26 protein-coding genes are annotated in these 25,278 nt (G+C 70.1%); 5 read left to right on the forward strand and 21 right to left on the reverse strand.

The annotated features are described in order from the left end of the window. Positions 1-26: 26 nt before the first annotated feature. The 9 genes from CBF90_RS13890 to argC form a co-directional block, all read right to left on the reverse strand. On the reverse strand, positions 27-722 hold the full coding sequence (locus CBF90_RS13890) for a hypothetical protein (RefSeq protein ID WP_088380876.1): 696 nt from the start codon (positions 720-722) through the stop codon (positions 27-29). Next, positions 719-1,363 (reverse strand): SatD family protein, encoded by a 645-nt coding sequence (locus tag CBF90_RS13895; protein WP_036304624.1) that lies wholly within the window; start codon positions 1,361-1,363, stop codon positions 719-721. The genes CBF90_RS13890 and CBF90_RS13895 overlap by 4 nt, the downstream gene beginning before the upstream one ends. A gap of 78 nt (positions 1,364-1,441) precedes the next feature. Further along, positions 1,442-2,872, reverse strand: a complete 1,431-nt coding sequence (gene argH, locus CBF90_RS13900; RefSeq protein ID WP_023951701.1) for an argininosuccinate lyase — start codon at positions 2,870-2,872, stop codon at positions 1,442-1,444. 9 nt (positions 2,873-2,881) lie between these two features. Beyond that, positions 2,882-3,982, reverse strand: coding sequence for a heparan-alpha-glucosaminide N-acetyltransferase domain-containing protein (locus CBF90_RS13905; RefSeq protein ID WP_052007577.1), 1,101 nt, complete (start codon positions 3,980-3,982; stop codon positions 2,882-2,884). A 33-nt stretch (positions 3,983-4,015) separates the two neighbouring features. Beyond that, the gene (argF, locus tag CBF90_RS13910; RefSeq protein ID WP_023951705.1) at positions 4,016-4,939 is read right to left on the reverse strand and encodes an ornithine carbamoyltransferase; all 924 of its coding nucleotides are present in this window, start codon (positions 4,937-4,939) and stop codon (positions 4,016-4,018) included. Further along, a complete protein-coding gene (locus CBF90_RS13915; protein WP_052007578.1) occupies positions 4,936-6,183 on the reverse strand; it encodes an acetylornithine transaminase in 1,248 nt (415 codons plus the stop codon). Before CBF90_RS13915 ends, argF begins: the two co-directional genes overlap by 4 nt. Beyond that, entirely contained in the window at positions 6,180-7,085 is a 906-nt protein-coding gene (gene argB / locus CBF90_RS13920; RefSeq protein WP_023951709.1) for an acetylglutamate kinase, read from the reverse strand. The genes CBF90_RS13915 and argB overlap by 4 nt, the downstream gene beginning before the upstream one ends. After that, positions 7,082-8,239: a bifunctional glutamate N-acetyltransferase/amino-acid acetyltransferase ArgJ gene (argJ, locus tag CBF90_RS13925; protein WP_023951711.1), complete on the reverse strand. Its 1,158-nt coding sequence runs from the start codon at positions 8,237-8,239 to the stop codon at positions 7,082-7,084. The genes argB and argJ overlap by 4 nt, the downstream gene beginning before the upstream one ends. Next, positions 8,236-9,294: an N-acetyl-gamma-glutamyl-phosphate reductase gene (gene argC / locus CBF90_RS13930; protein WP_023951713.1), complete on the reverse strand. Its 1,059-nt coding sequence runs from the start codon at positions 9,292-9,294 to the stop codon at positions 8,236-8,238. The genes argJ and argC overlap by 4 nt, the downstream gene beginning before the upstream one ends. A 269-nt stretch (positions 9,295-9,563) precedes the next feature. Here argC and CBF90_RS13935 point away from each other — a divergent pair, with 269 nt between their 5' ends. The 4 genes from CBF90_RS13935 to CBF90_RS13950 are packed head-to-tail and all read left to right on the forward strand — an operon-like array spanning position 9,564 to position 12,164. Further along, entirely contained in the window at positions 9,564-10,220 is a 657-nt protein-coding gene (locus tag CBF90_RS13935; RefSeq protein ID WP_088380877.1) for a hypothetical protein, read from the forward strand. Then, positions 10,217-10,516 carry a transcriptional regulator gene (locus CBF90_RS13940; RefSeq protein WP_036304625.1) on the forward strand — a complete coding sequence of 100 codons (300 nt, stop codon included), beginning with the start codon at positions 10,217-10,219 and terminating at the stop codon, positions 10,514-10,516. The genes CBF90_RS13935 and CBF90_RS13940 overlap by 4 nt, the downstream gene beginning before the upstream one ends. After that, positions 10,513-11,412: an ABC transporter ATP-binding protein gene (locus CBF90_RS13945; RefSeq protein ID WP_023951715.1), complete on the forward strand. Its 900-nt coding sequence runs from the start codon at positions 10,513-10,515 to the stop codon at positions 11,410-11,412. Before CBF90_RS13940 ends, CBF90_RS13945 begins: the two co-directional genes overlap by 4 nt. Further along, the gene (locus tag CBF90_RS13950) at positions 11,412-12,164 is read left to right on the forward strand and encodes an ABC transporter permease (protein ID WP_036304626.1); all 753 of its coding nucleotides are present in this window, start codon (positions 11,412-11,414) and stop codon (positions 12,162-12,164) included. Before CBF90_RS13945 ends, CBF90_RS13950 begins: the two co-directional genes overlap by 1 nt. Positions 12,165-12,197: 33 nt before the next feature. Here CBF90_RS13950 and CBF90_RS13955 read toward each other — a convergent pair whose 3' ends face one another. Next, positions 12,198-13,778: a hypothetical protein gene (locus CBF90_RS13955; RefSeq protein ID WP_023951717.1), complete on the reverse strand. Its 1,581-nt coding sequence runs from the start codon at positions 13,776-13,778 to the stop codon at positions 12,198-12,200. Continuing rightward, complete coding sequence (locus tag CBF90_RS13960) at positions 13,760-14,563, reverse strand: ABC transporter ATP-binding protein (protein WP_023951719.1); 804 nt, start codon at positions 14,561-14,563, stop codon at positions 13,760-13,762. Before CBF90_RS13960 ends, CBF90_RS13955 begins: the two co-directional genes overlap by 19 nt. A 59-nt stretch (positions 14,564-14,622) precedes the next feature. Here CBF90_RS13960 and CBF90_RS13965 point away from each other — a divergent pair, with 59 nt between their 5' ends. Next, on the forward strand, positions 14,623-15,747 hold the full coding sequence (locus CBF90_RS13965; RefSeq protein WP_088380878.1) for an AAA family ATPase: 1,125 nt from the start codon (positions 14,623-14,625) through the stop codon (positions 15,745-15,747). Between the two features lie 108 nt (positions 15,748-15,855). On the opposite strand, the gene pheT is transcribed toward CBF90_RS13965, so the two are convergent. The 10 genes from pheT to infC all read right to left on the reverse strand — a co-directional run bounded on the left by pheT (position 15,856) and on the right by infC (position 25,269). Then, a complete protein-coding gene (pheT, locus tag CBF90_RS13970; protein WP_088380879.1) occupies positions 15,856-18,375 on the reverse strand; it encodes a phenylalanine--tRNA ligase subunit beta in 2,520 nt (839 codons plus the stop codon). Continuing rightward, a complete protein-coding gene (gene pheS / locus CBF90_RS13975) occupies positions 18,375-19,415 on the reverse strand; it encodes a phenylalanine--tRNA ligase subunit alpha (RefSeq protein ID WP_023951725.1) in 1,041 nt (346 codons plus the stop codon). Before pheS ends, pheT begins: the two co-directional genes overlap by 1 nt. Positions 19,416-19,487: 72 nt before the next feature. Then, on the reverse strand, positions 19,488-20,426 hold the full coding sequence (locus CBF90_RS13980; RefSeq protein ID WP_088380896.1) for an amino acid ABC transporter permease: 939 nt from the start codon (positions 20,424-20,426) through the stop codon (positions 19,488-19,490). Further along, positions 20,423-21,070 (reverse strand): amino acid ABC transporter permease, encoded by a 648-nt coding sequence (locus tag CBF90_RS13985; RefSeq protein ID WP_088380880.1) that lies wholly within the window; start codon positions 21,068-21,070, stop codon positions 20,423-20,425. The genes CBF90_RS13980 and CBF90_RS13985 overlap by 4 nt, the downstream gene beginning before the upstream one ends. Before the next feature lie 70 nt (positions 21,071-21,140). After that, positions 21,141-22,052, reverse strand: a complete 912-nt coding sequence (locus CBF90_RS13990; RefSeq protein ID WP_023951731.1) for a glutamate ABC transporter substrate-binding protein — start codon at positions 22,050-22,052, stop codon at positions 21,141-21,143. 56 nt (positions 22,053-22,108) lie between these two features. Then, positions 22,109-22,900 (reverse strand): amino acid ABC transporter ATP-binding protein, encoded by a 792-nt coding sequence (locus tag CBF90_RS13995; protein WP_071918351.1) that lies wholly within the window; start codon positions 22,898-22,900, stop codon positions 22,109-22,111. A 182-nt stretch (positions 22,901-23,082) separates the two neighbouring features. Continuing rightward, a complete protein-coding gene (locus CBF90_RS14000; RefSeq protein WP_064956914.1) occupies positions 23,083-23,880 on the reverse strand; it encodes an RNA methyltransferase in 798 nt (265 codons plus the stop codon). A 77-nt stretch (positions 23,881-23,957) separates the two neighbouring features. Continuing rightward, entirely contained in the window at positions 23,958-24,338 is a 381-nt protein-coding gene (rplT, locus tag CBF90_RS14005; protein ID WP_023951735.1) for a 50S ribosomal protein L20, read from the reverse strand. 32 nt (positions 24,339-24,370) lie between these two features. After that, entirely contained in the window at positions 24,371-24,565 is a 195-nt protein-coding gene (gene rpmI, locus CBF90_RS14010) for a 50S ribosomal protein L35 (protein ID WP_005048908.1), read from the reverse strand. A gap of 44 nt (positions 24,566-24,609) precedes the next feature. Then, positions 24,610-25,269 (reverse strand): translation initiation factor IF-3, encoded by a 660-nt coding sequence (gene infC, locus CBF90_RS14015; protein WP_023951736.1) that lies wholly within the window; start codon positions 25,267-25,269, stop codon positions 24,610-24,612. Between the last annotated feature and the right edge of the window lie 9 nt (positions 25,270-25,278).

A 25,278-nucleotide genomic window follows, 5' to 3' on the forward strand; every position in this document is an offset into this window, starting at 1 on the left:
CACGGCGCGACCCGCCTCGATGACGGTCAGACGGCGGTGCCCCACCAGATGAGGAAGGCCGCGCCGAGGGCGACGACCCAGCTGACGAGGCTTCCGACGAGGAAGTACTCGGCGCGGTCTCCCCCGTCGTGGTCGCGCGAGATCTCGGGGAAGCGGACGATGCCCTTCGCCGCGAGCACGGCGGCCAGCAGCGTGAACGCCCCGGTGAGGGTGAGCGCGAAGACGAGCACGCGCTCGAGGGGGCCGATGATGCGCCCGCCCTTCAGCTCGTTCGCCGCTTCGGCGGCCACGACACCGCCCCGCAGCGACGCCCGCACTATGACGTTTCCCGACTCGACGAGGAACACCAACGCGCCCGCCAGCGCGATGGCGAGGTCGAGGCTCACGACGCCCAGCGGCGAGTCGATCGGCCAGATCCTCTCGAGCGGCCCCTGGCCATCGCGCACCCCGATGAGGGCGACCGCCACGGCCACGACGACCGCCAGGAGCGCCGCGGGCCACAGTCCCCACCGGGTGGGCTCGCGCGTCGAGGTGACCGCCGCCCATCCGGCTGCGACCGCGACGGCCGCGAACCACCAGGCCGCGGCGCCCGCCCAGGCGGCGAGGGGCAGCAGCGCGGCGCCGAGAACCACGAGCACGATCCCGAGCTTCGCGCCCGACAGCCGCTTGCGGGCGAGGTCGAGCGCGCCGACACCGAGGAGGATGAGCCCCGCGCCGATCACGACGAGCGCTCCGTCAGCGCCGCGTAGCCGGCGACGACCGCGGGGGCTCCCGACGAGGCGAGCAGTTGCGACACCGCCGACTGCGTGATGCCCTCCTCCTTCGCGAGGGCGCCCTGGGTGCGTCCGAGGCAGCGGCCGTAGGTCAGGCGCCGGGCGCGCTCCGACATGCCCCCGACGATCTCGTCGCGGGCGAGCGCGTAGGCGTTGGCGAAGCGGATGCGATCGGCCATGGCGACATCCTCGTCCTCCCCTCCGACAATGCGGGTGCGGGCGCGCGGAACCGCGCGGTCCTGCATCGCGTGCACCTGTTCGATCGCCTCTCGCGCGCGCCACCAGCCCGGCCCGTCGGAGATGTCCGCACTCTCGGATGCGACCGACCCCACGTCGCCGATGCCCAGCCCGAAGCGCAGCGACGCCTCATCGGGCAGGACCAGCTGGAGAAGCAGAAGCCAGGCCAGCGCGTCATCGAGCTCGTCGAAGACCGCCTGGAACTCGTCGGCGAACGTGGCACGCATCGGCGAAGCGGCGACGGGGAGCGCGCGATCGATCTCGGCCATCGCGGCTTCGATCCGCGTCTGGGTGCTGCTGCGATCCACGAGCAGGCGGGAACCGACGATGTCGGCGATCACGGCGATCGACATATCGATCAGGTTATCACTTATATTTCAGAGATATAAGTCATTCGCTCATGTTCGAGAGATATCAGTCTGAGGCTGATATCAGAGCTGCCACACCCGCACGGCCTGCTGAGCGCGAGCGATCAATGCAGCACGCTGCTCGTCGACCCGCACCGGAGCGGTTCCGCCGATACCGTCACGGCTCGCGACAGATCCCTCGGGCGAGAGAACCTCTCGAACCTCCGGAGCCAGGTGCTGTGACATCGAGGCGAGGTCGTCGTCGGTCGCCTCGTGGAGTTCGATGCCCCGCTCCTCGCAGAGCCGCACGAGCGAGCCCGAGATCTCGTGCGCCTCGCGGAACGGCACACCGCGCTTGACGAGCCACTCGGCGACATCGGTCGCAAGCGAGAACCCCTGCGGCGCGAGCTCGGCCATCCGGTCGACGTCGAAGCGAAGCGTCGCGACCATGCCGGCGAATGCGGGCAGGACGACCTCGAGCGTCTCGATCGAGTCGAAGACCGGCTCCTTGTCCTCCTGCAGGTCGCGGTTGTACGCGAGCGGCAGCGCCTTGAGGGTCGCGAGCAGACCCGAGAGGTTGCCGATCACGCGGCCGGCCTTGCCCCGGGCGAGCTCGGCGATGTCGGGGTTCTTCTTCTGCGGCATGATGCTCGACCCCGTCGAGTAGCCGTCGTCGAGCGTGACGAAGCCGAACTCGCGGGTGTTCCAGATGATGATGTCTTCGGCGAACCGCGAGATATCGACACCGATCATGGCTGCGATGAAGGCGAACTCGGCCACGACGTCCCGCGATGACGTGCCGTCGATCGAGTTGTCGGCTGGCCGGTCGAGCCCGAGCTCCGTGGCCACGAGCTGCGGGTCGAGCCCGAGGGTCGCGCCGGCGAGCGCTCCCCCGCCGTAGGGCGAGACCCGGGCGCGCGCCGACCAGTCGCGCAGGCGCTCGAGGTCGCGCAGCAGCGGCCAGGCGTGGGCCTGCAGGTGGTGGGCGAGCAGCACCGGCTGCGCGTGCTGCAGGTGGGTGCGGCCGGGCATGATCGCGCGGGAGTGGGTCTCGGCCTGGCCGACGATGGCGTCGATCACCCGCAGGATGTCGCGGGCGACGACCTCGGCGTGATCGAGCAGGTACAGGCGCACGAGCGTGGCGATCTGGTCGTTGCGGCTGCGTCCGGCGCGCAGCTTGCCGCCCAGCTCCGGCCCGACGGTCGCGATGAGGGCGGCTTCGAGAGCGCCGTGCACGTCTTCGTCGCCGGGGGCAGGCTGCAGCGAGCCGTCGCGCACGGCGGCGAGCACCGAGTCGAGCCCCGCGTGCATGCGGCTCTCCTCGTCGGGCGTGAGATACCCGGCCGCGGCGAGCGCCTTCGCGTGAGCGTGCGATCCGGCGATGTCGTACTCCGCGAGCGCCCAGTCGAAATGCGTCGATCGGCTCAGGCGGGCCAGCTCGGGCGCGGGGCCCGAGGCGAAGCGGGCTCCCCAGAGAGCCCCGGAGTTCGTGCCGCCTGACGTGTCTGCGCTCATCGCTCCAGCCTATCGGGGCGGCATCGCCGCGCTCGGCGCGTCCGCGCGACCGCGGACCGTTACCCGGGCGAGCGCGTCGATCCCGGCCTCGAGCGGACCGCGTCCCACGAGGAACGCCCAGACGGTGCACCCGAGGATGATGCCGAGGGTCATCGGCCAGAACGGCTCAAGGGCCCGGTATGCATCGAGTTCGAACACGCCGGGCTCGGCGGCAGGCCGGGTGAGCGCCCACACGACGATCTGCGCCGAGTAGGCGGTGAGCGGCATCGAGCCGACCGCCCGCAGTGGCAACGCGATCCATGTGAGAGGCGTGCGGCACACGAGGACGCACACACCGATGACGAGGAGGGCGAAGCCGCCGGATCCGATGACCTCGAACAGCCCGGATGAGTGGGCTTCCCCGGTCCACGGTGTCTCACCGAAGACCTCGGAGCGTCCCCACACGATGTCGAGGGCGGCGCCGACCGCCGTCAGGGCGAGCCCGGCGAGCGCGAGGAGCCACGGCGTCGCGCGCGAGCGCAGGTCGAGGCGCGCCGCCCCCATGCCCGCGAGGACGAACGCCATCCAGGTCAGGAACGGGTAGTGCCACCCGACGGCGTTCGAGACGTCGACGCCCTCGGGTGTCGACCAGAACGACAGGCCGTCGATCGCCGCTTGCGGGAACGGCGCGACGAGCCCGACGACCGCGGCGGCGATCAGCAACGTGCGCGCCCGCAGCGGCAGGACGGCGGCGGCGATCACGAACAGCAGCGCGTAGGCGGGAAGGATGACGTACACCGGCACCGCGAGGAACAGCAGCAGCACGCCGATCACCCAGATCGCCCCGGCGCGCACGAGCAGGCGCAGACGAGTCGTCTCGAGTCGAGGGCCGCGCAGCGGAACCGGGCCGCCACTGACGAGCCCGATCGAGACACCCGCGAGCGTCGCGAACAGGATGGACGACCGCCCGTGGACTATCCCCTCGTACGAGGAGGGGATCGTCCAGTCGAAGTCGGGGATGGCGAGCAGGTGCGCCGCGAGCATGCCGATCACGGCGAGCCCGCGAGCGAGGTCGATACCGTCGATGCGCGAGGGCGCGAACAGCGAGCGGCGCCGCAGCATCTCGCTCATCCCCGGCACCGGCCGCTCCTCACCGTGCCGTGGTCACTGCTGACGCAGCAGCCAGACCAGCAGCGCCTTCTGCGCGTGCAGGCGGTTTTCGGCCTCGTCCCAGACGACGCTGTGCGAACCGTCGATGACGTCGGCGTCGACCTCGTAGCCCCGGTCGGCGGGCAGGCAATGCATGAAGATCGCGCCGTCGGCGGCAGCATCCATCGTCTGCTGCGTCACCTTGTACGCACCCAGATCGCGGATGCGTGCGATCTTCTCCTCTTCCTTGCCCATCGACACCCAGGTGTCGGTCACGATGACGTCGGCGCCGGATGCCGCTTCGAGCGGGTCGACGAGGATCGTGACCGATCCGCCCGTCTGGGCCGCGATGCGCTGCGCGTCGGCCACGACGTCTTCACGGGGACCGTAGCCCTCGGGCGAGGCGACACGGACGTGCATGCCCGCGGTCACGCCGGCGAGCACGTACGAGTGGCCCATGTTCGACTGCCCGTCGCCGAAGAACGACAGGGTGAGCCCGGCGAGGTCGCCCTTGTGCTCACGGATGGTCAGCAGGTCGGCGAGCAGCTGGCAGGGGTGGAAGTCGTCGCTCAGCGCGTTGACGACCGGCACGCGGGTGCCGCGAGCCATCTCCTCGAGACCCGACTGCGCGTACGTGCGCCAGACGATCGCGGCGACCTGCCGCTCGAGCACGCGTGCGGTGTCGGAGGGGGTCTCCTTGCCGCCGAGCTGGCTGTTGGCCGTGGAGATGATCAGCGGCGAGCCACCGAGGTCGGCGATGCCGACGGCGAACGAGACGCGCGTGCGGGTCGACGACTTGTCGAAGATGACCGCAACGGTCTGCGGGCCCTCGAGGGGCTTGAGCTTCCAGCGGTCCTTCTTCAGCGACAGCGCGAGGTCGAGGACCTCGGCCTGCTCGGCCGGGCTCAGGTCGTCGTCGCGGAGCAGGTGGCGGGTCATGCGGATTCCTCCGTGGTCGTGGTCTCGAGAAGCAGGGCCGACTCGACGGTGCGCAGCGCGGCGGTGAACAGCTCGGCGAACTCGTCGATCTCGACGTCGCCGATGGTGAGCGGCGGAGCGATCCGCACGGTGCGGTCGTTCGCCGCATTGACGATCAGGCCGTGCTCCTGCGCCGCCGCGACGACGGCGCCGGCGACCGGATGCCGCAGCCCGACGCCCAGCAGCAGGCCCTGGCCGCGCACGCCCTCGATGAGCGACGATTCGATCGTCTCGAGCACCTGGCGCAGGCGTGCGCCGTGGGTCGCTGCGGCGTCGACGAGCCCGCCGTTCTCGATCTCGCCGAGGACGGCCGAGGCGACGGCGGTGCCCAGCGGGTTGCCACCGAAGGTCGAGCCGTGCGTGCCCGGGTAGAACAGGTCGCTCGCACTCGCGAAGGTGATGAGAGCGCCGATCGGGAACCCGCCGCCGATGCCCTTGGCGACCGTGATCGCGTCGGGCTCGATGCCGGCGTGCTGGAATGCGAACCATGCGCCGGTGCGTCCGGCGCCGGTCTGGATCTCGTCGATGATCAGCAGCGCACCGTGACGCTTCGTGATCTCACGCGCCGCCGCGAGGTAGCCCTCGGGCAGCGGGATGACCCCGGCCTCGCCCTTGATGGGCTCGACGAACAGCGCCGCGACACGATCGTCCATCGCGGCTTCGAGGGCCTCGACCGTCGAGTCGATGCTCTCGACACCGGGGACCATCGGCTCGAACGGTTGCTGCATCTGCGGCTTGCCGGTCAGGGCGAGGGTGCCCATCGTGCGGCCGTGGAACGCGTCCTTCAGCGCGAGGATGCGGGGGCGCTCGGCGCCGCCGTGCAGTCGCGCGAGCTTGAACGCCGCCTCGTTCGCCTCGGCGCCGGAGTTGCCGAAGTAGACGCGTCCGGCGTCGCCGGTGCCCGCGAGACGCTTCAGCTGCGCGGCGAGGGCGAGCTGCGGCGGTGTCGCGAAGTAGTTCGAGACGTGCGAGAGCGTCGCCGCCTGCCGCGAGACCGCCTCGACGAACACCGGGTGAGCGTGTCCGAGCGAGTTGACGGCGATGCCCGCGAGGAAGTCGAGGTAGCGCTTGCCGTCGACATCCCACACGTACGCTCCTTCGCCGCGCTCGAGCAGCGCGAGGCGCGCACCGGCGCTGCGGACGAGGTCGCGATCGACATCGTCCGCCCATGTGGGCGTTGTCTGCTGGATCGTCGGGTTCGTCATCCCGCCACCACTTCCGTACCGATTCCCTGTGCTGTGAAGACTTCGACCAGCACCGAGTGGGGCTGGCGTCCGTCGATGATGGCCGCCGTGTCCACTCCCCCGTCGACCGCGTCGAGGCATGCCTGCATCTTCGGGATCATCCCCGACTCGAGCTTCGGCAGCATCGCGCGCAGGTCGGTCGCCGTCAGGTGCGAGACGAGCGAGTCGCGGTTGGGCCAGTCGGCGTAGAGGCCCGGCACGTCGGTGAGGACGACGAGCTTCGTCGCGCCGAGCGCCGTCGCGAGCGCCGCGGCCGCGGCATCCGCGTTGACGTTGAGCGAGTGCCCGGGGTTGTCGAGGTCGGGCGCGATCGAGGAGATGACCGGGATGCGGCCGGCGTCGAGCTGGTCGTGCACCGGCTGCGGGTCGACCTCGACGACATCGCCGACGTGCCCGAGGTCGTGCTCGGTGCCGTCGATCACGACGCCGCGCCGGCGACCGCCGAACAGACCGGCATCCTCGCCCGACAGGCCCGTGGCGAACGGACCGTACGCGTTGATGCGGGCGACGAGCTGCGGGTTGATCTGCCCGGTCAGCACCATCCGGACGACGTCGATCGCCTCGGTGCTGGTGACCCGGTAGCCGCCCTTGAACTCGCTCTCGATCGAGAGCCGGTTGAGCATCTTCGAGATCTGCGGGCCACCGCCGTGCACGACGACGGGCTTCACGCCGACGAAGCGCAGGTAGGCGATGTCTTGCGCGAACGACTCCTGCAACTCCTCGGAAACCATCGCGTTGCCGCCGTACTTGATGACGATGATCTGATCGCGGAAGCGCTGCAGCCACGGCAGCGACTCGATGAGGACGCCCGCTTTGGCCGCCGCCTCTTCGGGGGTCGTGTACTGGAGGTCGATGTCGTTCATGAGGAGTAAGCGCTGTTCTCGTGGACGTAGTCGTGCGTGAGATCGTTCGTGAGGATCGTCGCCGTCGCGTCGCCCGACTTCAGGTCGATGAGAATGTGCGTCGCGCGGGGCGTCAGATCGACCTCCTCACGCGGGCGGTCGGGGCCGCCGGCCGTGCACACGCGCACGCCGTTGAACGAGACGTCGACGTCGTAGGGGTCGAAGGCCGCATCCGTCGTGCCGATCGCGGCCAGGACCCGGCCCCAGTTCGGGTCGTTGCCGAAGATCGCGGCCTTGAAGAGGTTGTTGCGGGCGACGGAGCGTCCGACGACGACAGCATCCTCTTCGGATGCGGCACCGACGACCTCGATCGTGATGTCGTGACTCGCCCCCTCGGCGTCGCCCTGCAGCTGCTCGGCGAGGTCGTGGCAGACCTCGGCGAGCGCGGCGGCGAAGTCGGCGGCATCCGGCGTCACGCCCGACGCGCCGCTGACCATGAGGGTCACCTGGTCGTTGGTCGACATGCACCCGTCGGAATCGAGCCGGTCGAAACTCGTTCGGGTGGCCGAGCGCAACGCGGCATCCGCCTCCGCCGCGTCGAGGACGGCGTCGGTGGTGATCACGACGAGCATCGTCGCGAGGCCGGGCGCGAGCATCCCCGCGCCCTTCGCCATAGCCCCGATGGTCCAGCCGCCGCGCGAGACGACGGCACGCTTGGGCCGGGAGTCGGTGGTCATGATCGCGAGCGAGGCGTCCTCGCCGCCCTCGGGGCTGAGCGAGCCGATCGCCACCGTGGTGCCCTCGAGCACCTTGGCGCGGAACACCTCGTCGCCCGTTCCGATGAGACCGGTCGAGCACACGAGCACGTCGCCGGCGCCGACATTCAGCAGCTCGCCCGCCTTCTCGGCGGTCTGGTGCGTCGTCTGGAAGCCGAAGCTGCCCGTGAAGCAGTTCGCTCCGCCGGAGTTGAGGACGACGGCTTCGACGACACCGTCGGCGATCGCCTGCTGCGACCACAGGATCGGGTTCGCCTTGGCGCGGTTCGAGGTGAACACCGCGGCACCGACCTTGAGGGGGCCACGGTTGACGACGACGGCGACGTCGGGCTTTCCGGTCGACTTCAGGCCCGCGGCGACACCGGCGGCTTCGAATCCCTGGGGGGCGGTGACGCTCACGGGGCGACTCCGTTCACGCTCAGGCCCGTGGTCTCGGCGAGACCGAGGGCGATGTTCATCGACTGGATGGCGGCACCCGCGGTGCCTTTGGCGAGGTTGTCGACCGCGGTCACGACGACCACGCGGCCCGCGGCCCGGTCGATCGCGAGACCCATGAGGGCGGTGTTCGCACCGGTGACGTCGGCTGTCCGGGGGAAGGAGCCTTCGGGCAGCAGCTGCACGAAGGGCTCGTCGGCGTAGGCGCTCTCCCACGCCTCGCGGATCTGAGCGTCCGAGACACCATCCGCGATCGGAGCGGTCGAGGTGGCCAGGATGCCGCGCGACATCGGCACCAGGACGGGGGTGAACGAGATGCGGATGTCGCCTGCCGCGCCCGTTCCCCGCAGCGCCTGCCGGATCTCGGGGATGTGGCGGTGCGATCCGCCGATCGCGTAGGGGTTCGCCGACCCGAGGATCTCGGCGGCGAGGAGGTTCGTCTTCAGGCTCTTGCCCGCGCCCGACGGACCGACGGCCAGCACGCTCACGATGTCACCCGGGTCGATGACGCCGGCTGCGACACCCGGGGCGAGGCTCAGCGCCACGGTCGAGGCGTTGCACCCGGGAGCGGCGATGCGCGAGGCTCCGACGAGCTTGTCGCGCTGCTTGACGGTGTCGCTCGCGCCTCCGACGAGGAGCTCGGGCACACCGTAGGTCCAGGGCTCGTGGAAGTCGCCGCCGTAGAAGGCATCCCAGTCGTCCGACGACGTCAGCCGGTGGTCGGCGCCCGCGTCGATCACGAGGGCGGTGTCGGCGAGCGCCTCGGTGTACTGGCCGGACTGGCCGTGCGGGAGGGCCAGGAACACGATGTCGTGCCCCGCCAGCACCTCCGGCGTCGAGGGCTGGAGCGTGAGATGACGCAGCGAGCGGAGGTGCGGCTGGTGATCGATGAGCGGCTGACCGGCGTTGGAGTGCGCGGTGACGGTGCGGATCTCGACCTCGGGGTGAGCGGCGAGCAGGCGCAGGATCTCGCCTCCCGCGTATCCGGATGCGCCGGAGACGGCGACGGAGAGGGGCATGACTTCCACCTTATTGTCTGGGATGACGTCGCCTTCGCGGCGACGGGGACCGGCGGCGGCGACACCACGCGCTCGACCGCGGATGCGGGAGCGTGCAGGGTCGCCTAGCGTCGGCGGTCGCCCAGACGTCGGCGCGCGCGAAGCACCGTGATGGTGCGCTGCGAAGCCGAAGACATGCGCCGACAGTAGCGCTCGCGCGCCGCATCCGCCAAATCCCCCGTATCCGAGTGGAGTTGACCCCATGCAGTTTACGGTGCAAAGTGGTTTGCATGAAGCACGATTCGAGGGATGACGAGCAGCAGGCCGACCCGGCGGCGATGCTCGCTCTCATGCAGGACCAGCGTCGGCGCACCGCGCACTGGGTCAACCGCAACTACGCGGTGATGCTCATCACGTGGGCGGCGGCGTGGATCATCGGGTTCGGAGCGATCTGGAGCGCGGCGGTCGGCGGCGGGAACCCCTGGTTCCGCATTCCGACCACACCCGCGTGGATCGTCTTCGGCGTGGTGCTCATCACGGGCATCGTGGTCTCCGCCGTCGCCGGCATCCGCTCCGGTGCAGGCGTGCGGGGGCCCTCACGCCTGGCCGGCGCGATGTACGGCTGGGCGTGGACGCTGTCGATGTTCGGGGCCGGGCTCCTCATCGGCGCTGTGCAGCGCACCGGCGCGGATGCCACCGTGATGGCGGTGCTCTCCCCCGCGATCTTCGTCCTGCTCGTCGGTGTGCTCTACCTGGCGGGCGGGGCGCTGTGGCGCTCCCCCGTGCAGTACGCGCTCGGCATCGTCATGATCGCCACCGCGATCGTCGCCTCGTACGCGGGCACGCCGACCAACTACCTCGTGTACGCGACCGTCGGCCCGCTCGCGATGCTCGTCGTCGCGACCCTGATGCTGCGCGGCGTCATTCCGGCGGAAGGCACCCGATGACCGAGCTCGACCCGGTCATCCACGCCCCGGCCCGCCTGCGCATCGTCACCGCGCTGAACGAGGCCCTCGCCGACGGCGACGAGGTGACGTTCCCCGTGCTGCAGAAACTGCTGGGGATGACCGCCGGCAACCTCACCACCCACCTCGCAAAGCTCGAGGCGGCGGGCTACGTCGAGACCGCGAAGGCGTTCGCCGGACGCAAGCCCGTGACCTACGTCGCCCTCACTCCCGCCGGGCGCGCGGCGTTCCGCACCTATCGCAGCCATCTGCTCGATCTCCTCGGAGGAGGATCATGACCGCCCTCATCAGCACCCGCGACCTCGTGAAGCGGTTCGGCGACGTCACCGCGCTGGCCGGAGTGACGCTCGACATCCACGCCGGCGAATGCGTCGGACTCCTCGGCCCGAACGGCGCGGGCAAGACCACGCTCCTGTCGCTCGTCGAGGGCCTGCGCACCCCGACCAGCGGCGAGGTGCGCCTGTTCGGCGGCGACCCGCGCGACGCGTCGTCGCGCGTGCGGCTCGGTTCGACTCCGCAGGCGACGGCGCTGCCGGACGCGCTCCGGGTGAGCGAGGTCCTCGATTTCGTCGCGTCGCACTTCCCGCATCCCGCGCCCCGCTCCCGCCTCGTCGACGAGTTCGACCTCGGCCCCCTGCTGCGTCAGCAGTGCGGCGGCCTGTCAGGCGGCCAGCAGCGGCGGGTCGCAGTCGCGCTGGCCTTCGCCGGCGACCCCGACCTCGTGCTGCTCGACGAGCCCACGACGGGTCTCGACGTCGACGCCCGGCGAGCGCTGTGGGATGCCGTCCGCGCCCGGCACGCCGCCGGGTGCGCCGTCGTGGTCACGAGCCACCACCTCGAGGAGATCGAACAGCTCGCACACCGCGTCGTCGTCATCGATGACGGCGTCGTCCGCACCGACGACACGCTCGCGGCCGTCGTGTCGAACGTCTCGCGACGCCGCGTCACCCTGCGCGGGGTCTCGGCCGACGACATCCGGCGCCTCGACCCCGAGGCATCCGTCACCACCGCGGACGACGCCGTGACGGCCGTCGTCGGCGACTCCGACGCTCTCGTCCGCTCGCTCGTCGCCGCCGATCTGCCGTTCCGAGATCTGGCGGTGCGCGGAGCGACCCTCGAAGAGGCGTTCCTCACCCTGACCGCCACGTCCGCGCACACCGAGAAAGCCGCCTGATGTCCTCGCTCTCGCTCACCCTCACCGCGACCAAGTACAACCTCATCGAGACCGCACGGGTTCCGATCGCGGTCATCGGGTCCGTCGTCTTCCCCACCCTCGCGTTCTGCCTCTTCGTGCTGCCGCAGCGCGCGATCGTGGCCGACAGCACCGTCGCGACGGCCGCGGTCTGCTCGATGGTGGTGTTCGCCTTCATGTCGTCCGGGCTGTTCTCCGTGGGCCTCGAACTCGCCGAGCAGCGCTCGAAGCCGTGGACCCCCTACCTGCGCACGCTCCCCGGCAGCCCGGTGGCCCGCATCGGCGCCCTGATCCTCGCGACCCTCGCGATCGCGACCGTGGCGATGCTGCCGCTGCTCATCGTCGGCGCGGTCTTCACGAGTGCGCGCCCCGAGCCGGTGAGACTGCTCGCGGCGATCGTCCTCGTCATCGCGACGGCGCTGCCGCCGATGCTCATCGGCGCGATCATCGGGATCACGACGGGCCCGAAGGCAGCCATCGCCGTCACGCAGGTCGCCCTGTTCCTGCTCGCCTTCGGCGGCGGCCTCTTCCTGCCTCCGGAGCTCTTCCCCTCCTGGCTCGACACCGCCTCGTCGGTCCTGCCGATCCGTCAGGCCCGCGAGATCGTCGTCGGGGTCGCGACGGGCACCGAGGTGCCGCTCTGGGCGATCCTCGGCATCATCGCGTGGACGGTCGCGCTGGGAGCCCTCGTCGTGTGGCTGTACCGACGCGACGAGGGCCGCCGTTACCGCTGAGCCGACCGGGACTCGCGTCCGCCCCGGGGCCGCTCAGGTGGGGAACGACTTGATGCGCACGAGCAAGTTGGGGCCGGTCCGCTCGAGCGTGCGTCCGCCGACCAGAACCCCGACGACCGCGACGACGGCGCCGAAGAGGACACCGACCGCCAGCGCGATCCAGCCCCACATCGCATCTCCCGTCACCGCGTTGACGATCGCCGGCACGATGGCCGGCAGCGACAGCGCGATCACCGCGGCCCACACGACGAAGACCAGCAGGCCCACGATGGAGTTCTGACCCGGCGTGCTCTTGAACGGGCTGTCACCGGGCGCGGGCACCGGGGTCACGATGAGCGCCGACGACACAGCGCAGGCGCCGTACCCGGCGAGCAGCACGCCGAGGGCCGCGCCGAGCACGGCGGGAAGGTGCGCCGCGTCACCGGAGACGAGCGCGGTCGCGACCGCGATGACCACGATGAGCGGGATGCCGACGCAGGCGGCACCGAGCAGACGGCCCAGCCGGTCGGCGCGCCCGGAGATGCCCGTGGCGAGGGTGGTCCCGAAAGCGGTGCCGTCGAACGACACATCGGCGTAGCCCACCGCCGCCATGACGAGTGCGGCGAGCACCGGCGAGATGAGGAACATGAAGCCGTCGGTTCCGCCCGTGAAGGCGAACAGCACCGGGAACAGCGGGATGACGATGAGCTGCCGCAGGTACCGGGGATCGCGCAGCCATCCCGAGAGGGATCGCGCCCACGTCGCGCCGACGCCACCGGTCGGCATGACGCCGAACAGGCCGAGCTTGCCGGCGGCGACGGCTCGGGTCGCGCGCTGGCGCGGCGACGACACGGCCGTCTCGATGACGCGCTCCCATACGATCCACAGCACGACGAGGGTCACGAGGGCGATCGCGGTGCTGGCGAGCGCCGGAAGCCATTGGCCTGCCGCGACGCTCGGCGCGACCGACCAGGCGGCACCCAGCGGTGTCCAGGCGAGGATGCCCGCCGCCTGCTGGATCCGCGCCCACAGGTCGCCGCCCGCCTGGTCGAGCAGAGCCACGATGCCGGTGAGGATGGGGCCGGTGAGGATGAGCACGACGAGCACGACAGTGCCGATGATCTCGCGTGAACGGCGACCGCCCATGCCACCGGACAGCTCGCCCATGAGGCGTGACGCCAGCACGCAGGTCAGGACGCCGAGCAGCACCGTCGGCACGGCGACGACCGCCGCGAGCGGCCAGCGCACCCACACGATGAGCGTCGCGAGGGCGGCGACGGTGGTGACGATTCCCGGGATGCCGGTGAGGCCGGTGCCCGCGAGAGCGAGCATGACCTGACGACGGGTCAGCGGGAACGGTGCGAGACGCACGGCGTCGACGGTGCTGTCGAGCCCGGCGATGAGGATCGGGCCGATGAGCCAGCCGAGGATCAGCGCCGAGCCGCCGAGGACGGCGACGACCGACGCGACCTCGAGATTCTCGAAGATCGACAGCGCGATGAGCGCGGCGACGAGCCCGCCGAGGATGCTGAGGCCCCAGAGCGATCCGAGGATGAAGCCGACGAGCTGCCAGGGTCGACGGGCGAGCGTGTTGCCGAGAACGCGGTAACGCAGCTTCAGGACTGTCGCAACCACTGCGGTCCCTCCGACTGGTGGCGTCCGCCGACGAGCGAGACGAAGCGGTCCTGCAGGCTCTCGCCGGCGCGCACCTCGTCGATCGTGCCGGCCGCGAGCACCCGGCCTGCGGCGATGACGGCGACGTGGTCGCACATGCGCTGGACGAGATCCATCGAGTGGCTCGAGACGATCACCGAGCCGCCCGAGCTGGTGTAGCTGCGCAGGACGTCCTCGATGTTCGCGGCCGACACCGGGTCGACCGACTCGAAGGGCTCATCGAGAACGAGCAGGCGCGGGGCGTGCACGAGGGCGCACGCGAGCGCGACCTTCTTGGTCATACCCGCGGAGTAGTCCGCGACGATCGTCCCGGCTGCGCCGCGCAGGTCCATGAGGTCGAGCAGGTCCGACACGCGTGGTGCGATCTCGGGCCGGGGCAGCCCGAACATCATCGCGGTATAGGTGATGAGCTGCTCCCCCGTCAGCCGGTCGAAGAGCCGCACGCCGTCGGCGAGGTTGCCGATCGTACGCTTGGCGGCCACCGGGTCGCGCCACACGTCGATCCCGTGGACGCGCGCGGTACCGGCATCCGGGCGCAGCAGTCCCGTGGCCATGGAGAGGCTCGTCGTCTTGCCCGCGCCGTTCGGCCCGACGAGACCGTAGAACGAGCCGGACGGGACGACGAGGTCGATGCCGTCGACGGCGACCTTCTCACCGAACCTCTTGACCAGGCCGAGCAGTTCGAGGGCGGGGGCGGCGCCGGCCGCCGGAGACGATGGGGTGACGCTGGCTGGGATCTCGCTCACGGCCCCGACACTATCGGCAAGCGGAGGGCGGTGTCAGACACGGATGCCAGAGTGAGGGGATGCTGCGCACTCTGGCCGTGTCGGGATACCGCTCGCTTCGCGACGTCGTCGTGCCGCTCGGCGACCTCACGGTCGTCACCGGCCCCAACGGCTCGGGCAAGTCGAACCTCTACCGGGCGCTGCGCCTGCTCGCCGCGGCGGCGCAGGGCGACATCGTCGGCGCGCTCGCCCGGGAAGGCGGGCTGCCGTCGGTGCTCTGGGCCGGGCCCGAGAACGGCGGAGACCAAGGAACCGTGCGCCGAGGGCCGATCGCGGTGCAGCTCGGCTACGCCTCGGATGAGCTGGGGTACCTCATCGATCTGGGCATCCCGCAGGGCGACCAGAACAGCCCGTTCGCTCGCGACCCCGAGATCAAGCGCGAACAGGTGTTCGCCGGCGTCGTCGCCAAGCCCTCGACCCTGCTGATCGACCGCACCCGGCAGCTCACCCGCGTGCGCGATGACTCCTGGACGATGCTCGGCCAGCAGCTCGCGCCGTACGAGAGCATCGTCACCGACCTCGCCGAGGGCGACACCGCCCCCGAGCTGTTGACACTCCGGCGCGGGATGACCGCCTGGCGCTTCTACGACCACTTCCGCGTCGACCTCGACGCCCCCGCCCGACAGCCGCAGGTCGGCACCCGCAGTCACACCCTCGCGCACGACGGGGCGAATCTCGCTGCGACCTGGGCGACGATCGTCGAGGCCGGGCACGGCGATGCCCTCGCCCGCGCGGTCGACCAGGCGTTCCCGGGCAGCCGGGTGCGTGTCGTGACCTCCGACGGCCTGTTCCGCCTGACGATCGAGCAGCCCGGGCTGCTGCGTCCGCTCGATGCGGCCGAGCTCTCCGACAGCACGCTCCGCTACCTCCTGCTGTGCGCCGCGCTGCTGCCGGCACGACCCGCACCGCTCCTGGTGCTGAACGAGCCCGAGGCGAGCCTGCATCCCTCGCTGCTGGCGCCCCTCGCGTCGCTCGTGCGAACGGCATCCGAGCGCACACAGGTCATCACGGTGTCGCACGCCGACGCGCTCGTCGACGCTCTGCCCGAACCGTCCCGCGTCGAACTGCAACGGTCGAACGCCGAGACGACCGTCCGCGGTCAGGGTCTGCTCGACGTTCCGGCCTGGAACTGGGGTTCGCGCTGAGCCCCTCGCTGTCGGTCGGCCGGCCGAGACGACGAGTCGGGCGCAGTTCCGGACGCGCGACACGGTGGGAGCCGCGCGCGACGCCCGGAACTGCGCCCGATACGCAGGTCAGTCGCGGATGACGGCGCCGAAGCGCTCGGCCGCGACGGCGACGCCCGCGAGCTTGGCCTCGCTCGCCTCGGCCGCGGTCAGGGTGCGGTCATCGGCGCGGAAGCGCAGCGCGAAGGTCAGACTCTTCGAGCCTTCGGGAACGCCCGAGCCGCGGTAGTCGTCGACGAGTCGGAGCGATTCGAGAAGCGAGCCGGCTCCCTCCGACAGCGCCGAGGCAAGAGCACCCGCTGTCACGGAGTCGGGGACGACGAGCGAGACGTCCTGCGTGGCCGCGGGGTAGCCCGACAGCGACGCGACGACGACCCGCTCTCCCGCGCTCGCCAGAACCGCGTCGAGGTCGACCTCGGCGACGAGGACCCGGCCCGACAGGTCGGCCGCGGCCGAGACCTCGGGATGCAGCTCCCCGGCGTAACCGACCTCGACACCGCCGACGGTGAGCGCGGCGGCGCGACCCGGATGCAGCGCGGCGCGCCGGGTCTGCGAGATCTCGATGTCGACGCCGGCGGCCGAGCCGATCGCTGCGACGGCGGCGAACACGTCGCTGAGATCGGCCGTGACGGCGGCCTGGCCCGGCTTCTTCGGCGACGCATTGCCGGCGACGAGCACCGCGACGTGACGCGGCTGCGGCGGGATCGACGCGTGGAGCTCCGCGAGTGTGGCGTCGTCGGGACGCACAGCGAGCGGCGGAACCGTCGCGGTGCCGTACTGCGTGCCGGGCTCGGGGAGGAAGACCGCGCCGACCTCGAAGAGGGCGAGATCCGTCAGGCCACGTGAGACGTTGCGGTGGGCGACCTGCAGCAGGCCCGGCACGAGCGAGCGGCGCAGGTAGGGGGCCTGCCCGTCGAGCGGGTTGGCGATCTTGACCGAGGGCAGTTCCTCGCCCGAGGCGGAGCCGTGCAGGTCGTTGCTGTCGCGCGTCGTGAACGGGAACGACGGGGTCTCGACGAAGCCCGCGGCCGCCAGTGCGTTCGACACGCGACGACGGCCCTTCTGGGCATCCGTCAGTCCGCGACCGGACGGTGCCGTTGGGAGGACCGAAGGAACGCGGTCGAGCCCGTGGATGCGCGCGACCTCTTCGGCCAGCGTCCATTTGTCGGTGAGGTCGGGACGCCACGACGGCGGAATGACCTCCCAACCGGCAGCCGTGCCCGACACCTCTGCGCCGATCGTCTCGAGGGCTGCGACGACCTCGTCGTCGGTGTAGTCGATGCCGATGAGGCCTGCGACGAAGCCGCGCGGCAGGTCGATCGCCTCGAGGAACACCTCTCCGAACAGAGCGCCGCCGACCGGCTCGAGCGTGCCGCCGGCGAGCTCGACCATGAGGTCGGCGACGCGGCGGGCGGCCACGAAGGGCAGCAGCGGGTCGACACCGCGCTCGAAGCGCCGCGAGGCCTCGCTCGGCAGCTTGTGACGACGAGCGGTGCGGGCGATCGTGACGGTGTCGAAGATCGCGGCCTCGATCAGCACGTTGCGCGTCGCATCCGTCATCTCGGTCGTGCCGCCGCCCATGACGCCGGCGAGGCCGATGGGGCCCGACTCGTCGGTGATGAGAAGGTCTTCGCCGTCGAGCGTGCGTTCCTTACCGTCGAGCGTCGTGAGCTTCTCCCCCGGCGTCGCGCGCCGCACCGTGATGCCGCCGCTGAGCTTGTCGAGGTCGTAGCCGTGGATCGGGTTGCCGAGCTCCACCATGACGTAGTTGGTGATGTCGATGAGGATGCCGAGCGAGCGGATGCCGGCGAGCGTGAGACGCGCGACCATCCACGGCGGCGTCGGCCGTGACGGGTCGACGCCCGAGACGACGCGCACCGCGAACTCGGTCGCACCGACGCGGCCGCGGATCGGCGCCCGGTCGTCGACCGCGACGTCGAAGCCCGTCGCGGGGTGCTCGAGCTCGTCGAACTCCCGCAGGCCGGGGTCGCGGAATGCCGCACCGGTCGCGTGCGAGTACTCGCGGGCGATGCCGCGCACCGACAGCGCGTAGCCGCGGTCGGGGGTGACGTTGACGTCGATGGCAGCGTCGTCGAGGCCGAGCAGCGCGATCGCGTCGGCACCGACCGGCGCATCCTCGTCACTGTCGAGACCGAGCTCGGTCAGGCGCAGGATGCCCGAGTGCTCGTCGCCGAGGCCCAGCTCCTTCGCCGAGGCGATCATGCCGTCCGAGACGTGTCCGTACGTCTTGCGCGCTGCGATCGGGAACGGGCCGGGCAGCACGGCGCCGGGAAGGGTGACGACGACCTTGTCGCCCTCGAAGAAGTTCGAGGCGCCGCAGACGATGCCGCGGATGCCGCCGTTGGCCTCACCCACGTCGACCTGGCACCAGCGGATCGTCTTGCCGTTGGACTGCGGCTCGGGCTCGAACGAGACCACGCGGCCGACGACGATCGGACCGGTGAGGTCGAACCCGTGGACGTCCTCCTCCTCGAAACCGACCGACACGAGCGCCGCGAGGATGTCCTCGGGCGCGGCATCCGCCGGCACATCGACGTACTCACGCAACCACGAGAGCGGAACGCGCATCAGACCACCATCCCGAACTGCTCGCTGAAACGCACATCACCCTCGGCCATGTCGCGCATGTCCTTCACGTCGGAGCGGAACATCAGCGTCCGCTCGATGCCCATGCCGAAGGCGAACCCGGAGTAGACCTCGGGGTCGATGCCCGCGGCGCGGAGCACATTGGGGTTCACCATGCCGCAGCCGCCCCACTCGATCCAGCGCGCACCGCCGGCGAAGGTCGGGTGCCAGAGGTCGAGCTCGGCGCTCGGCTCGGTGAACGGGAAGTAGTTGGTGCGGAAACGGGTCTTGGCCTCGGGACCGAAGAGCTCGCGTGCCGCGTGGTCGAGGGTGCCCTTGAGGTGGGCCATCGTGATGCCCTTGTCGACGACGAGGCCCTCGAACTGCGTGAACACGGGCAGGTGGGTCGCGTCGTACTCGTCGGTGCGGAACACCCGGCCCGGCGAGAGGACGTAGATGGGGATGTCGCGCTCGAGCATGGACCGCATCTGCACGGGGCTCGTCTGCGTGCGCATGACGAGGTGACGCGCGACGGGATCGACGAAGAACGTGTCCTGCATCTGGCGGGCGGGGTGGTCGACGTCGAAGTTGAGCGAGTCGAAGTTGAACCACTCGTGCTCGAGCTCGGGTCCCTCCGCGATCTCCCAGCCCATCCCGACGAAGAGATCGGCGACCTCCTCTTGCAGGAGCGAGATCGGATGCCGCGCCCCGACGCGTCCGCGCGGGGCGATGGCGGTGACATCGAGCGCCTCCGCCTCGAGCTTCGCGGCCGTCTCGGCGGCGGCGAGCTCGTCCTCGCGGGCAGCGAGCGCCTGGGTGACGCGACCGCGCGCCTGGCCAACGAGCTTGCCGAACTCGGCCTTCTTCTCGTTGGGCACCGACCGCAGCTGCGCGTTGAGTCGCGCAAGCGGCGACCCCTCGGCGGTGTGGGCGTTGCGGACGGACTTCAGCTCTGCGGTCGAGGTCGCGTCGGCGATGGCGGCGAGGGCCGCATCCACCGCCGCGGCGACCGCGTCAGGGGTGATCTCGGGTGCGTCGGACACGGGAGTCGAGTCTACCGGCGACGGGCCCCTCCGCTTTCGCGTGAGGGGCCCGTCGGGGTCGTGCTCGGTGCGTCAGGCGCTGCCCGAGCTATTGGAGTCGTGCTTGCCGATCCCCTTCTGCATCGCGATGAGCTCGGTGTCCGTCGTCGGAGGCACCGGGTGGTGCAGTGGATCGACGGCCGATGCCCCACCGCCCGCGGTGCCCGGGGTGCGAGGCGAACGCGAGAGCCGCTTCTCGAGGAAGCTCGCGAACCACGACAGCAGCAGGCACATCACGATGTAGATCGCGCCGATGACGATGCCGGCCTGCAGGATCGGGCGCCCCGGCTGCGAGGTCAGCTGCTTGGCGTAGTACAGCAGCTCGGGGTAGGTGATGATGAAGCCGAGCGCGGTGTCCTTCAGCGTCACGACGAGCTGCGCGACGATGACGGGCAGCATGGCGCGGACCGCCTGCGGCAGCAGGACGAGGCGCATGACGCCGCTCTTGCGGAGCCCGATCGCGTAGCCGGCTTCCTTCTGCCCGCGTGGCAGCGACTCGATGCCGGCGCGCAGGGCCTCCGCCAGCACGGAGCCGTTGTACGCGACGAGGGCGATGACGACGGCCCAGTACGGCTCCATGCGGATGCCGAGCGTCGGCAGGCCGTAGTACATCAGCATCATGAAGATCAGCACCGGTACGGCCCGGAACGCCTCGATGACGACGCCGAAGGGAATCCGCACCCACGCGTGATCCGACAGGCGGCCGATCGCGAGGACGAAGCCGAGCGCCAGGGCACCGACGGCCGCGAGCCCGAAGGCGGCGAGCGTGTTGCCGAGCGCCTTGAGGATGCCGAGCCACACGTTGCTGAAGGTGAAGATGTACCACTTGTCGGCGGAGAACTGACCGCTCACCGCGAAGCGGAAGACCACGAATCCGATCGCCGCGGCGACCAGGAGGACGGTGACGATGCCGAGGATGCGGTTGCGCAGGATCGCGCGGGGCCCCGGAACGTCGTAAAGGACGGAAGTCATCGCGCGATCCTCCACTTGTTCTCGAGTCGTCGCTGCACGGCGCTGAGGACCAGCACCAGGGCGACGAAGACGACGGCGACCCAGAGGAGCACGGTCAGGGCGTTCTCGCCACGCTCGCTCAGATTGGCGCGGATGGCGCCGAGCTCGACCACGGAGAAGCCGGCGGCGACCGTGGTGTTCTTCAGCAGCGCGATGAACACGCTCATCATCGGCGGCACGACCGACCGGAAGGCCTGCGGCATGACCACGAGGGTCATGACCTGGCCGAACGTGAGGCCGATCGCGCGGGCCGCTTCGGCCTGGCCGACCGGCACGGTGTTGATGCCGGCACGGATGACCTCGGCGACGTAGGTCGCGGTGTAGATGCCCAGCGCCCATATGCCGAGCACCGTGAAGCCGGGGTTCGGCATATCGAGCTGCGGGTAGCCGAACGCGAAGAAGAAGAAGACGAGCGTCAGCGGGGTGTTGCGGATGGTGTTGACGTAGACCGTGCCGAAAGCGCGCGCCACCGGAATCGGCGAGACGCGCATGGCGCCGATCAGCGTGCCGAGGACCAGGGCGATCGCTCCGCCGGCGAAGAACAGCAACAGGGTGTTGCCGAGCGCCTCGCCCCAGAGGTCGAGGTTGTCGGTGATGACGCCCACATCGTCTCCTTGGATGGTGCGGGGTGGGGACGCGTGCGCCCCCACCCCGTGGTCATGGTGTCAGTGCGAATCAGTACGCGTCGACCGCGGGCTGCTCGACCGTGATCCCGGACTGACCGAGGTTCTTGTCGAAGATGCCCTGCCACACGTCGCCGCCGTCGGTGAGCAGCTCGTTGATGTGCGCGCGGAACGCGTCGTCGCCCTTGCGCAGGCCGACGCCGTACTTCTCCTCGCTGAAGGGCTCGCCCACGACCTTGATCTCGTCGGGGTACTGCGCCGCGTAGCCGATCAGGATCGCCTGGTCGGTCGTGACGGCGTCGACGGTGCCGTTGATGAGCGCGTCGACGCATGCCGAGTAGAGGTCAAACTCCTCGGTGGGAACCTCGGGGTAGTTCGTCTTGATGTTCTGGATGGGCGTCGATCCGGTCGCCGAGCACACGCGAGTGTTCTCGTTCAGGTCGTCCTCGCTCGTGATGTCGCTGTCCGCGGCGACGAGCAGGCCCTGGCCCGTGATGAAGTACGGACCGGCGAAGTCGATCTGCTGCTTGCGCGAGTCGGTGATCGAGTACGTGCCGACGTAGTAGTCGACGTCGCCGTTGACGATGGCCTGCTCGCGGTTGGCCGAGGCGATCGCCTTGAACTCGATCTTGTCCTCGTCGTAGCCGAGGGATGCCGCGATCCAGCGTGCGATGTCGACGTCGAAGCCGCTGCGCTCGTTGGACGTCGCGTCGAGGAAGCCGAGACCGGGCTGGTCCTCCTTGACACCGACGATCACCTTGTCACGCGACTGGATCGCGTCGAACGTCGGGCTGCCCTCGAGCGAGACGTCGGAGGCGACCTCCCACAGGGCCTCGTTGCTGTCTCCGCCGTCACCGGTGGCGGCACCGCCGGGCGAGGTGGGCGAGCCGCTGTTGCAGCCGGTCAGAGCGATCGCAGCGATGGCGATACCGGCGAAAGCGCCGGTGATTCGTGTCTTGCGCATGTGGTCCTCCTGGTTGGGGCATCCGCGCCCGGTGCAGAGCGCGGAAGTCGGTGGTCTCAGTGGGTGATGAGCTTGGAGAGGAAGTCCTTCGCGCGGTCGCTCTTGGGCGCCGTGAAGAACTGCTCGGGAACGGCTTCTTCGACGATCTGCCCGTCGGCCATGAACACGACCCGGTCGGCCGCCTTGCGGGCGAAGCCCATCTCGTGGGTGACGACGATCATCGTCATGCCGTCCTGCGCGAGACCGACCATGACGTCGAGGACCTCGTTGATCATCTCGGGGTCGAGCGCGCTGGTGGGCTCGTCGAAGAGCATCACCTTCGGCTTCATCGCTAGCGCACGGGCGATCGCGACGCGCTGCTGCTGACCGCCCGACAGCTGCGCCGGCAGCTTGTCGGCCTGGTGTCCCACGCCGACGCGATCGAGCAGCTCGCGGGCGAGCTTCTCGGCCTCGGCCTTCTTCATGCCCTTGACCTTGATCGGCCCGAGCGTGACGTTCTCGAGGATCGTCAGGTGAGCGAAGAGGTTGAACGACTGGAAGACCATTCCGACGTCGGCGCGGAGCGCCGCGAGAGCCTTGCCCTCGGACGGCAGCTTCTCGCCGTCGATGGTGATCGTGCCCTCGCTGATCGTCTCGAGGCGATTGATCGTGCGGCAGAGCGTCGACTTGCCCGAGCCCGACGGACCGATGACCACGACGACCTCACCGCGGTTGACGGTCAGGTCGATGTCCTTGAGGGCCTGGAACGAGCCGTAGTGCTTCTGCACGCCCTCGATCACCACGAGCGGGTCGCCGCGGCGCACCGAGATGTTCGACGTCGGGGGCGCCGGGTTTTCGGGAGTCGTCATAAGAGTTCACACTAAGAGCACTCCCCCGCTCGGAGCAGCCGCGAACGGTCCGAGTCACCGATCTGTAACAGAATCGGAATACACGGCGCGTCTTGCCTGCCCCCGTCGACTCGCCACGACCTGCGGATGCTGCGGGGGCCGGACCCGCCGTTCCTGGCGAGTCGACCCAACAGAGACGGGGCTCAGCCGGCGCGCTGGGCGAACGCGGTCTCGTAGAGGCACACGCTCGCGGCGGTCGCGAGGTTCAGCGACTCGGCGGCGCCGTAGATCGGCAGGCGCAGCGCGAGGTCGGCGCGCGCGAGGGCCTCGTCGGCGAGCCCGCGCGCCTCGTTGCCGAAGAGCCACGCCGTCGGCTCGGCGAGGGTAGCGCGGTGGTCGAGGAATTCCTCGCCCTTCACGTCGGCCGCAACGACCCGCAGGCCCGCGCCGTGCGCCTGCTCGACGGCAGCGTCGAGCTCGACGCCGAGCGCGATCGGAAGGTGGAACAGCGACCCGGTGGTCGAGCGGACCACCTTCGGGTTGTACGGGTCGACGGTCCGCCCCGTCAGCACGACGGCGTCCGCGCCGGCGGCATCCGCGGCCCGGATGATCGTCCCGAGGTTGCCGGGATCGCGCACCTCCTCGCAGATCGCGACGAGTCGGGGTCGTGCGGCGAAGATGTCGTGCAGCGACGACGGCGACTGATGGGCGACGGCCACGATGCCCTGCGGCGTGACCGTGTCGGCCATCGCCTCGAGCACGGCCTCGCTCGCCGAGACGACGGCCACGCCGGCCTTCTCAGCGCTCGCGGCCAGCTCGGGATGCCGATCGATCGCGTTCGGCGTCGCGAAGATCTCGACGAGAGTCTCGGCGCGGTAGGCCAAGGCCTCGCGCGCGGCCTGAGGGCCCTCGAGCAGGAACAGGCCGGTCTCCTGACGAGCGCTGCGCTTGGTCAGCTTGGCGACGGCGCGAACGCGGGGCGAGCGAGGGTTCTCGAGCACGTTTTCAGCATACGGCGAAGGGGCGCCCTCCTCTCGGAGGACGCCCCTTCGTGGATGCGTGGAACGCGAAGACCCGATCAGGCCTTGGGAGCGTTGACGTCGGCCGGCAGAGCGCCCTTGGCCGTCGCCACGAGCGACGCGAAGACGGCGGGCTCGTTCACGGCGAGCTCGGCGAGCATACGACGGTCGACCTGCACACCCGCGAGGCCGAGGCCCTGGATGAAGCGGTTGTACGTGATGCCGTTCTGACGGGCAGCGGCGTTGATGCGCTGGATCCACAGACGACGGAAGTCGCCCTTGCGCTTGCGACGGTCGCGGTACGCGTAGACGAGCGAGTGGGTGACCTGCTCCTTCGCCTTGCGGTACAGGCGCGAACGCTGTCCGCGGTAACCGGAGGCGCGCTCGAGGATGACGCGACGCTTCTTGTGGGCGTTTACTGCCCGCTTGACTCTAGCCATTTCGTTTGTTTCCTATTCGTGCGCAGCAGCGCTCAGATGCCGAGGAGCTTCTTGGCGACCTTCGCGTCGCCGGGAGCCAGGATCTTGTCGGCCGACAGGCGGCGCGTGCGCTTGGTGGGCTTGCCTTCGAAGTTGTGGCGGAGGTTCGCCTGCTGCTTCTTGATCTTTCCGCTGCCGGTGACCTTGAAGCGCTTCTTGGCACCCGAGTGGGTCTTCTGCTTCGGCATGTCTCTTCCTTCGTTGTGTATCCCGCGAGGCGGGAGTCTGGGGGCTACTCCGCCGAGGCGGGAGCGGCGTCTTCGGTCTCGGGCGCGTCGCCGGAGCGGGCCTGACGTGCTGCCTCCTTGTTGGCGGCACGCTGGGCGTTCTGCTCGGTCTTCACCTCGGACTTGTTCTTGTGCGGCGCGATGACCATCACCATGTTGCGGCCGTCGATCGTCGGGTTCGACTCGACGGTGCCCAGCTCGGCGACATCCTCGGCGAACTTGCGGAGCAGGCGCACGCCCTGCTCGGGACGAGACTGCTCGCGGCCGCGGAACAGGATCATCGCCTTGACCTTGTCGCCCGCCTGGAGGAAGCCCTCGGCGCGCTTGAGCTTGGTGATGTAGTCGTGCGCCTCGATCTTCAGACGGAACCGGACCTCCTTGAGGACCGTGTTGGCCTGATTGCGACGCGCTTCCTTGGCCTTCTGAGCCGCTTCGTACTTGAACTTGCCGTAGTCCATGATCTTGACCACGGGCGGCTTCGAGTTCGGGGCGACCTCGACGAGGTCGAGTTCGGCCTCCTGCGCCAGACGCAGGGCGACCTCGATACGGACGACGCCGACCTGCTCTCCAGCGGGGCCGACGAGGCGAACCTCGGGGACGCGGATGCGGTCGTTGGTGCGGGGATCGCTGATGTGCGGAACTCCTGTTCGTGCGGTGGTGGCCACCGGGACGCG

The sequence above is a fragment of the Microbacterium sp. AISO3 genome, assembly GCF_002204305.1.
Classification (GTDB): Bacteria; Actinomycetota; Actinomycetes; order Actinomycetales; family Microbacteriaceae; genus Microbacterium; species Microbacterium arborescens.

Coding starts and splice junctions, on each gene's coding strand:
- CBF90_RS13895 (WP_036304624.1), bottom strand. CDS start 1,363: ATGTCGATCGCCGTGATCGCCGACATCGTCGGTTCCCGCCTGCTCGTG.
- argH (WP_023951701.1), bottom strand. CDS start 2,872: ATGAGCGCAGACACGTCAGGCGGCACGAACTCCGGGGCTCTCTGGGGA.
- CBF90_RS13905 (WP_052007577.1), bottom strand. CDS start 3,982: ATGAGCGAGATGCTGCGGCGCCGCTCGCTGTTCGCGCCCTCGCGCATC.
- argF (WP_023951705.1), bottom strand. CDS start 4,939: ATGACCCGCCACCTGCTCCGCGACGACGACCTGAGCCCGGCCGAGCAG.
- CBF90_RS13915 (WP_052007578.1), bottom strand. CDS start 6,183: ATGACGAACCCGACGATCCAGCAGACAACGCCCACATGGGCGGACGAT.
- argB (WP_023951709.1), bottom strand. CDS start 7,085: ATGAACGACATCGACCTCCAGTACACGACCCCCGAAGAGGCGGCGGCC.
- argC (WP_023951713.1), bottom strand. CDS start 9,294: ATGCCCCTCTCCGTCGCCGTCTCCGGCGCATCCGGATACGCGGGAGGC.
- CBF90_RS13935 (WP_088380877.1), top strand. CDS start 9,564: ATGAAGCACGATTCGAGGGATGACGAGCAGCAGGCCGACCCGGCGGCG.
- CBF90_RS13940 (WP_036304625.1), top strand. CDS start 10,217: ATGACCGAGCTCGACCCGGTCATCCACGCCCCGGCCCGCCTGCGCATC.
- CBF90_RS13945 (WP_023951715.1), top strand. CDS start 10,513: ATGACCGCCCTCATCAGCACCCGCGACCTCGTGAAGCGGTTCGGCGAC.
- CBF90_RS13950 (WP_036304626.1), top strand. CDS start 11,412: ATGTCCTCGCTCTCGCTCACCCTCACCGCGACCAAGTACAACCTCATC.
- CBF90_RS13965 (WP_088380878.1), top strand. CDS start 14,623: ATGCTGCGCACTCTGGCCGTGTCGGGATACCGCTCGCTTCGCGACGTC.
- pheT (WP_088380879.1), bottom strand. CDS start 18,375: ATGCGCGTTCCGCTCTCGTGGTTGCGTGAGTACGTCGATGTGCCGGCG.
- CBF90_RS13980 (WP_088380896.1), bottom strand. CDS start 20,426: ATGACTTCCGTCCTTTACGACGTTCCGGGGCCCCGCGCGATCCTGCGC.
- CBF90_RS13990 (WP_023951731.1), bottom strand. CDS start 22,052: ATGCGCAAGACACGAATCACCGGCGCTTTCGCCGGTATCGCCATCGCT.
- CBF90_RS13995 (WP_071918351.1), bottom strand. CDS start 22,900: ATGACGACTCCCGAAAACCCGGCGCCCCCGACGTCGAACATCTCGGTG.
- rplT (WP_023951735.1), bottom strand. CDS start 24,338: ATGGCTAGAGTCAAGCGGGCAGTAAACGCCCACAAGAAGCGTCGCGTC.
- rpmI (WP_005048908.1), bottom strand. CDS start 24,565: ATGCCGAAGCAGAAGACCCACTCGGGTGCCAAGAAGCGCTTCAAGGTC.